An 8,052-nucleotide genomic window follows, 5' to 3' on the forward strand; every position below is an offset into this window, starting at 1 on the left:
AACTAATAATGTATATTATGTTGGAGGAATTAAATGTTCGATAATATTCTTTATGAAGATAACCATTTATTAATGGTAGAGAAACCTATCAATGTTCCTGTACAAGAAGATAACTCAAGAGATCAAGATTTGTTGTCTATTTTAAAAAATTACATAAAAGTCCAATACAATAAACCAGGAAATGTATATCTTGGTCTCGTACATCGCCTTGATCGGCCTGTTGGAGGCGCAATCGTATTCGCTAAAACATCCAAAGCGGCCTCTAGGTTATCTAATGAACTTAGAAAACAAAAATTATATAGAACATATCTAGCGATTATTCACGGTGTACCTTCAAAAAAAGAAGGTGAACTTCGTGATTATTTATGGAAAGATAGAAATAAAAACATTGTATATGTGGTTAATTCCAAGAAAAAAGAAGCTAAAGAGGCAATTTTGAATTATAAAGTTATCAAAACCATTAATCGTAAAACTTTGGTTCAAATCCAATTAAAAACAGGTCGTTCACATCAGATTAGAGTGCAATTCGCAAATCAAAACTTACCCTTATACGGAGATCAAAAATACGGCCAAAAATTTAATAATCCCGGTCAACAAATCGCACTTTGGGCATATAAACTCAGTGTCAAACATCCAACTAAAGATGAAATTATTTCTGTAACTTCTACTCCAAATGAAAGTGTTTGGAATGACTTTTTATAACTTTATGCTTAAATACACGTAACTTTATCCAATTGTTAAATAAAAAAGCTATGAAAGCTTCTCTACTGAAAGATGCTTTCATAGCTTTTATTAGTATTTTTTGATTTTAATTAAGAATTATAATTCAGATTATGCAGTAACCCATTGTGAAGCGCCAACTTCATTGTAAAGTTTTACAGCTGCAGCATCTTGTACTGATTCTGGTGCTTCTGTTGGAGATACACCTTTATATTGTGCTGGTGCTACTGAATCCCAAGTGCTTTGTAAGAATTGGTATTTACCTGCTGCACCTGAAGATGGGTTAACAGCTTTTAAGTCGCCGCCTGATTCACGTTGCGCGATTGCTTGTAAATGTGAATTAACGTTTACTGAAGAACCACTTGAAGCTTCATTTGAGCTTGATGATTGAGTTGAAGCTTTTGTAGTTGCTTCTTGTTGAGGTTGTTGTGTTTGTTCAGTTTGTGGTGCAGTTTGTTGAGCTGGTTGCTCAGTTTGTGCTTGTTGTGGTTGTTCTACAGTTGAAGCGTTAGCGCTTGAACCTTCACCATAACTCCATGACCAAGTTTGTCCATTTGATTCAAAGTTATAGTTTAAACCATTATAATTAAAGTTATAGCTATATGAACCTTCTTGTACTGGTGATGCATTTAATTGTTCTGGGTTAGATTGTGCTAAGTTTGCTAATTCTGCTTTGTCGATACCTTGTTCAGCCGCGTCAGCTGAATTTCCTGCTGCAAATCCTGTTACACCTAATCCTACTGCTAATGTTGAAGCTAATACTGTTTTTTTCATTTTTGAGTAAATCCTCCTACAAGTTTGTTTTTATATTTTTAAGAATTAATTTTATCTGTGATATTGAAACCAATTGTTATTTTTGAAAAATCCAATGCTGTTTCAACCAATTTCCAGTAAATACTATAACATCCATAAAAACCTTGTAGGTTACAGCGAAATTAAAAAAATCCTGTGCATTTTACATAATAATTACATTAAATCGAATATAAATTCGAAGATAATTTGTAAAAAAACCTATTCCTAAAGTATATAAACTAATTTTCAAACTAATTTTTCTGTAACACAATTGTAATTAGTGTGACAACTATCATAGTTAGTTTGTTATTTATACATGAAAAAAACCGTTCAATGATTAAAATTGAACGGTCTCAACATATATTTATTATGATAATGCAATTTTAATATGCGCTAAATGATGTTCTTCATGCCAAGCTAATTTAGCAACTTTAGTAGCAACAGATATTTCTCCGCTTCCTCTTAATGTAAATGTACGATTCAAATCATTTTCTGTTAAATGATTACCAATTGCTATAATACGTTCATTTATACCTTCTAACATTTTAAGGGAACATTCTATAGGAAGTTGACTATCAGCAAGTTTAGCCCACTCATCTTGAATAAAAGGATCAACAACTGGATTCGTATCTGTTAATGCCAATTTTAAGCGTTGAAACATATTTAATTGAGAATCTGCTATATGATGAACAAGTTGTCGTACATTCCAACTTTTCTCCCGATATTGTTTATTTAACGCTTCTTCATTTAAATGATCTACAGTTTGTCTTAATCTATATGCATATGTCTCAATTTCACTAAGCCATCGTTGGATATCTTTTAGTGTCACATGATCTGGTACTTCTAATTCACCAATTGGAAATCTAACATCCATATTAATCACCTTTTTTATTTATTAAATGTTTAATGGCATTCTTATATTTTCCATTAGTATTGCTATTACCTATTTATTATTAATTAAACTTCCAAACGATTTAATGTCGCAGTGTTGAACGTCTCTCCCATATTCATATCAAAAGTATCTTCTCATAATTACTATAAAATTTTTAAAATTAACGATTTATCATATACATAATTAGTAACTTTTTATGAACTTTCTTAAATTATAATGATACAACTTAATAAAATTTGTAATATTATTGTGAAAGATATAACAAGGGAGTGGAAATATATGCGTAAAGATTCATCTACTAAGTCTACATCTCATTTTAAACCATTTTGGTTACTCACAAGCATCACCGTCTTAATCGCTTTGTTGTTATTGCCTACACCAGAAAGTTTACCGCTTATGGCTAAAAGCGCATTAGCAATATTATTATTTGCAGTCATATTATGGGTTACTGAAGCAGTGACTTATCCAGTTTCTGCGGTCATGATTGTTGGACTCATTATTTTATTAATAGGGTTCAGTCCAGTACAAAATTTATCTGAATCACTAGGTCATCCTCAATCAAATGGTGAAATATTGAAGGGAAATTCACTTTTCGGAACAGGTAATGCTTTAAAACTTGCTTTTAGTGGGTTTTCTACGAGTGCATTAGCTTTAGTTGCGGCTGCTCTTTTTTTAGCAACCGCAATGCAAATCACACAACTTCATAAAAGGCTTGCACTCATTGTACTATCTGTAGCAGGCAATAAGACAAGTCGCATCGTCATAGGTACAATATTAGTAGCAATATTTTTAGCATTCTTCGTTCCATCAGCAACTGCACGAGCAGGTGCTGTGATTCCTATATTATTAGGAATGATTACAGCATTCGGTGTTGCTAAACAAAGTAAATTAGCTGGACTTTTAGTTATCACAGCTGTACAAGCAGTTTCTATTTGGAATATTGGTATAAAAACTGCAGCTGCACAAAACATTGTCGCAATTAACTTTATAAATGATCAATTGAATACTGATATATCATGGGGGCAGTGGTTATTATATGCAGGACCTTGGTCTGTATTGATGTCAATTGCGCTTTATTTTATCATGCTTAAAGTGATGCCTCCTGAAGAAAAAGAACTTTCAGGCGGTAAATCTTTAATTCAACAACAGTTAAAAGCGATGGGGCCCGTAACTTCTAAAGAGTGGCGTCTTATTGGAATATCTATCATTTTATTAATACTTTGGTCTACCGAAAAAATATTACATCCTATTGATTCATCTTCAATCATTTTATTAGCACTGGCTGTCATGCTAACTCCTAAAATTGGCGTCATGTCTTGGAAAGAAGCTGAAAGTCGTATACCTTGGGGAACTATTATTGTTTTTGGCGTTGGTATATCTTTAGGAAATGTACTTTTAAAAACAACAGCTGCGCAATGGTTGAGTGATCAAACGTTTGGCATCATGGGTTTAAATCATTATCCTCTTGTAGTAACCATTGCATTAATTGCACTTTTCAATATTTTAATACATTTAGGTTTTGCAAGTGCAACAAGTTTAGCATCAGCGTTAATTCCTGTATTTATTTCACTAACCACTACCTTGGATTTAGGCAATCAGTCTGTGGGATTTGTGCTTATACAACAATTCGTTATCAGCTTTGGTTTCTTACTACCTGTAAGCTCACCACAATCAATGTTGGCCTATGGCACAGAAACATTTACTGTTAAAGATTTTTTAAAAACAGGGATTCCTATAACGGTTATTGGTTATTTACTTATGATTTTATTTAGCGCCACTTATTGGCATTGGCTCGGTTTAATTTAATGTGAAAATTATCCTTATCCATAACAAAATCGACTTGCTAAAAAACTATTATCATCAATAACAGGCTGTAACAATTAGTGTGTCACAGCCTGTTATTATTTCTGTTATCTTCATAAAGTTACGCTATGATGTTAAAATGCGTTTTGGTTAAGCCATTGACCACCATCCATTGTCATACAAGCACCATTAATGTAATTTGCCTCTTCAGAAAATAAAAACTTAGCTAATCCTGCAATTTCTTCTGGTTGGCCCATGCGTCCTAAAGGCACACTGTCCAATGTTTGTTGACGTGCGTCTTCCGATAAACTAAGTTTTCCAGAGCCTCCTGTATGATCTATAGGGCCCGGCGCAATTGCATTTACGGTAATGCCATACTTTGAACCCCACTCTACAGCGAGCGTTCTGGTCATGGCTAACACACCCGCTTTTGCACTAGCAGAGTGTACAACACCTGGCCCTGAACGCCATGCATAAGTGGCCACCATATTGATAATACGTCCACGATGTCCTTGTTCAATCCATTTTTTTCCAACAGCTTGTGTACAATGCCAAGTTCCATTTAAGACAATATCTACGACAGAATTCCAACCATTAGTTGTTAGTTCTTCAGCAGCACATATAAAGTTACCAGCTGCGTTATTAACCAAACCATCTATTTTACCAAAAGTATTAATGGCTTCATCCACTGTATATTGTACGCGTTCCGTATCACGAACATCCATATCAACACATAAAATTTGTCCTTCTCGGTGTTCAATTTCCTTTTTCGTTGCTTCTAACCGTTCTAACGATCTACCTGTTATAACGACATTCGCACCTTCTTCAGCAAAACGTTTCGCCATTGCTTTTCCCATACCACTACTTCCACCAGTAACCATTATCACTTTATCTTTCATATAGAGTCTCCTTTATCAATTAAATTAGTAAGCGCTTACATTTTATAAATCAGTATAACAAAGTTTTGCCAATTTTTCTCATTAAAAGATAACTCTCAATTATTGAGAAACATCATTTTATATCCATGTTTCATATGAAACATTTTGCTTATTTAATCGTTATGTATTAAATAAGTGGTTGATAAAACCAATTGCTTAAATACAAATTCACACGTCTAAATTTTTACTTCTCTACCCTTTATATTTAATTAAGACATATATAATTGAAATTTATAGATACTATAATGTAATATTACTATGTAGCAGTTATTGTCACTTATTTTAATGATTTATACTTGAAATATAGGGTAAATTATTATAAGTATGGTCACATATTCCAAATAGGAATGTGTTATATGATTAATATGTATTTTCACATGTGTGAATCGCGTAATATAATAGTAAATAAAGACATAAGATGAGTGACAATGTATGACAATTTGTTACTGATGTTATTAAGAATGAAAGGTGAGGAACTATGGCTAAAACTGAGTCAAAAGACGTCATTCTTATTGGCGCCGGTGTATTAAGTACTACTTTTGGTTCTATGCTTAATGAACTTGAACCAAATTGGAACATTAAATTATACGAACGTTTAGATCGTCCTGGTGACGAAAGCTCAAACGAACGTCATAACGCAGGTACAGGACATGCTGCACTTTGTGAATTGAACTATACAGTGCAACAACCTGATGGTTCAATTGATATTGAAAAAGCAAAAGAGATTAATGAGCAGTTTGAAATCTCTAAACAATTCTGGGGCTATTTAGTTAAAAATAACTATATCGAAAACCCTAGAGAATTCATTCATCCTTTACCACACATTAGTTTCGTAAGAGGTAAAAATAACGTTAAGTTTTTAAAAGACCGTTATGAAGCAATGAAAAACTTCCCTATGTTCGATAATATCGAATATACTGAAGATATCGAAGAAATGAGAAAATGGATTCCATTAATGATGCAAGGTCATAGCGCAAACGACATTATGGCTGCCAGCAAAATTAATGAAGGTACTGACGTAAACTTTGGTGAATTAACTCGTAAAATGGCGAGAAACCTTGAAAAAAGCCCACAAGTAGAAGTTCAATACCATCATGAAGTACTTGATTTCAATCAACGTAACGATGGTAAATGGGAAGTTCAAATCCGCAATGTAAATACTGGTGAAACACAAACACAATTAGCTGATTATGTATTTATCGGTGCTGGCGGTGCTGCTATTCCATTACTACAAAAAACAGGTATCCCTGAAAGTAAACATTTAGGTGGATTCCCTATTACAGGCCAATTCTTAACATGTACAAATCCAAATGTGATTGAAGAACATGATGCCAAAGTGTATGGTAAAGAACCACCAGGCACACCACCAATGACTGTGCCACATTTAGACACACGTTTCATTAATGGTCAAAAAACATTATTATTTGGACCGTTTGCAAGTATTGGTCCTAAATTCTTAAAATATGGTTCAAACTTAGATTTATTTAAATCTGTTAAACCAAGTAACATCACAACATTATTATCAGCGGCAGCGAAAAACTTACCGCTACTTAAATATTCATTTGACCAAATTTTAATGACAAAAGAAGGTTGCATGAACCACTTACGTACTTTCTATCCAGAAGCACGCGATGAAGATTGGCAATTATATACTGCCGGCAAACGTGTTCAAGTGATTAAAGATACTGAAGAATATGGTAAAGGCTTCATCCAATTTGGTACAGAAGTTGTAAACTCAGAAGACCATTCTGTCATTGCATTACTTGGTGAATCACCAGGAGCATCAACTTCTGTATCTGTAGCATTAGAAGTATTAGAGAAAAACTTCTCTGAATACAAAAATGATTGGGAACCTAAAATCCAAAAAATGATTCCTTCTTATGGCAAATCATTAATTGAAGATGTTGATTTAATGAGAAAAACACGTCAACAAACTTCAAAAGATCTTGAATTAAATTATTACGAATAAATTTTTGATTGCTTAAGTGTAAAAACTAAAATGAACTGAGATTAAGATTGTGTAAAACACCTATTTATGAACCTACAACCGTATATCATTTTCTACTCGCATCTTAAGAGATGTGTCTCGATAGATTTTATCGTTACTGAATGCCTGTTGGTTCCTTAATCTTTGTTGTTCATTGGTATTTTTAAAGATACTTTGTTATCAATGATTCACTTAAAGGAGCGAAATGTATGAAAAAATTATTAGTAGTTGTGGCTATAGGCGCATTAGCATTTGTAGGCCTTAAACGTTACCAACAACATGTAAACAAAGCACCAAACATTGAATATTAATAAATGACAAAAGCGACCATTGGTAAATCTTACCAATGGTCGCTTTTTGTTTTTGTTATATAAAACGCAAGTATAAAGCGTTGATCATCCTGAGATATTTATACTTATATCTCTTTGTATAAACTGTTGTATTAATGGCTGCACTATATCTCCATTTACTCAACTCACTCATGTTCATCGTATAATAGCATTATTATATTTCCTTTTTGTATTATCTAATGATTCAATTCGTCCTCTGATTATTTTATCGTTATTCGATAAAAAAGTATTGATTATCGATATACTTAAGTTATAATGAAATTAATCAATTAAAAGGAGCGTCAATATGTCTACAATTAAAAGCAAACGTTTTAATATTTTAATCAAAACACTAACTATTTTAGCAACCATCGCTTTAGTTTTAACTTCTCTTAGTATATTGCCAATTATTATCGCAATTATAGCATTGTTAATCATTCCTTCTTCATTTATTAACACCCAATTAGACAAAGCCAATAAACCTTTTTGGGTTGATTCATTAGGACTAAAATCACATGATATTACCAAGCATGACCTAAATAGTATTACTTTTCCTAAACCATCTGTTATATTAATACTATTATTAATAAT

Annotated in this window: 7 protein-coding genes and 1 pseudogene; 5 read left to right on the forward strand and 3 right to left on the reverse strand. The window is 32.8% G+C overall.

The genetic code is table 11. From position 1 onward, the window contains the following. Positions 1-33: 33 nt before the first annotated feature. Complete coding sequence (locus tag CD150_RS10815; protein ID WP_103161579.1) at positions 34-702, forward strand: RluA family pseudouridine synthase; 669 nt, start codon at positions 34-36, stop codon at positions 700-702. A gap of 129 nt (positions 703-831) precedes the next feature. On the opposite strand, the gene CD150_RS10820 is transcribed toward CD150_RS10815, so the two are convergent. Both CD150_RS10820 and CD150_RS10825 read right to left on the reverse strand, forming a co-directional pair. Next, positions 832-1,494: a transglycosylase family protein gene (locus tag CD150_RS10820; protein ID WP_064209904.1), complete on the reverse strand. Its 663-nt coding sequence runs from the start codon at positions 1,492-1,494 to the stop codon at positions 832-834. A 385-nt stretch (positions 1,495-1,879) separates the two neighbouring features. Further along, positions 1,880-2,386, reverse strand: a complete 507-nt coding sequence (locus tag CD150_RS10825) for a YfiT family bacillithiol transferase (RefSeq protein ID WP_064209905.1) — start codon at positions 2,384-2,386, stop codon at positions 1,880-1,882. Positions 2,387-2,683: 297 nt separating this feature from the next. Here CD150_RS10825 and CD150_RS10830 point away from each other — a divergent pair, with 297 nt between their 5' ends. Beyond that, the gene (locus CD150_RS10830; protein WP_046206935.1) at positions 2,684-4,210 is read left to right on the forward strand and encodes an SLC13 family permease; all 1,527 of its coding nucleotides are present in this window, start codon (positions 2,684-2,686) and stop codon (positions 4,208-4,210) included. Between the two features lie 131 nt (positions 4,211-4,341). Here the strand turns inward: CD150_RS10830 and fadH are convergent, their stop codons facing one another. After that, positions 4,342-5,106 (reverse strand): 2,4-dienoyl-CoA reductase, encoded by a 765-nt coding sequence (gene fadH / locus CD150_RS10835; protein WP_046206934.1) that lies wholly within the window; start codon positions 5,104-5,106, stop codon positions 4,342-4,344. A 517-nt stretch (positions 5,107-5,623) separates the two neighbouring features. Here fadH and lqo point away from each other — a divergent pair. The 3 genes and pseudogenes from lqo to CD150_RS10850 form a co-directional block, all read left to right on the forward strand. After that, positions 5,624-7,114: an L-lactate dehydrogenase (quinone) gene (lqo, locus tag CD150_RS10840; protein WP_046206933.1), complete on the forward strand. Its 1,491-nt coding sequence runs from the start codon at positions 5,624-5,626 to the stop codon at positions 7,112-7,114. Between the two features lie 227 nt (positions 7,115-7,341). Next, positions 7,342-7,443, forward strand: a complete 102-nt coding sequence (locus CD150_RS10845) for an SE2200 family small protein (protein WP_064499651.1) — start codon at positions 7,342-7,344, stop codon at positions 7,441-7,443. Between the two features lie 325 nt (positions 7,444-7,768). Beyond that, a pseudogene (locus tag CD150_RS10850) lies at positions 7,769-8,052 on the forward strand (DUF2975 domain-containing protein); the annotation flags it as partial.

It is taken from the genome of Staphylococcus ureilyticus, assembly GCF_002902235.1.
Taxonomy (GTDB): Bacteria; Bacillota; Bacilli; order Staphylococcales; family Staphylococcaceae; genus Staphylococcus; species Staphylococcus ureilyticus.